The organism is Methylobacterium sp. WL116 (genome assembly GCF_008039455.1).
Taxonomy (GTDB): Bacteria; Pseudomonadota; Alphaproteobacteria; order Rhizobiales; family Beijerinckiaceae; genus Methylobacterium.
The window spans coordinates 1-807 of record NZ_VRUV01000992.1 but is presented as its reverse complement, the minus strand read 5'-3'; the positions used below and the strand labels follow the sequence as shown (position 1 = coordinate 807).

1 protein-coding gene is annotated in these 807 nt (G+C 70.6%); it reads right to left on the bottom strand.

Annotated elements, in window-relative coordinates:
- A partial coding sequence (locus FV223_RS28980; protein WP_246689862.1) for an AarF/UbiB family protein occupies positions 1-807 on the bottom strand: 807 nt, incomplete at both ends.

Sequence of the window (807 nt, the reverse complement as noted above, 5' to 3'; positions counted from 1 at the left end):
TGCCACAGCGCGTTGCGGCGCTCGTTGCGGGCGATGCGCTCCAGGCGGCGTGCGTCGCCCGTGCCCGCCTCGTCGGCATGGACGATCAGGCGCCGGAGCCGCAGGGCGAGGTCCGGCACGTCGGCGACGATGTCGGTGAGGGTGCGCGCGGCGTGGGCCGCCCCTTCCAGGCGCCCGGCCGGGCCGAGGTTGCGGGTGATCCAGCTGCGGACCACCGGCTCGGCCGAGGTCCACATGTCGAGTTTGGGATCGAGGCTGCGGGCGACGCCTTCCACCACCACCATGGTCTTCTGCAGCATCACCAGCTCGGTGCGCGTGCTCATGTCGAACAGGGCGGTGATGTCGAACAGCAGCGTCAGCACCTTCGCCATCGAGATCTCGTCGGCGCGGCGCTGGTGGATCGGCTCGCCGATGGCGCGGATCGCCTGGGCGAAGTCGTCGACCGAGTGGTGCGCCGGCACGTAGCCCGCCTCGAAGTGGACCTGCGCCACGCGGCGGTAGTCGCGCATGATGAAGCCGAGCAGGATCTCGGCGAGGAACCGCCGTTCCTTGCGCCCGAGCCGGCCCATGATGCCGAAATCCACCGCGACGAGCTTGCCGGCGGCGTCCACGAACAGGTTCCCCTGGTGCATGTCGGCGTGGAAGAACCCGTCGCGGATCGCCTGGCGCAGGAAGCTCTGGATCACCGTGCGCCCGATCGCGTGCGGGTCGTGGCCGGCTTCCCGAAGCGCGGCGGCGCTGTGGAGGCGGGTGCCGTCGATCCATTCGCAGGTGAGCACGTCGCGGGCGATTAGCTCCCATTCGGGC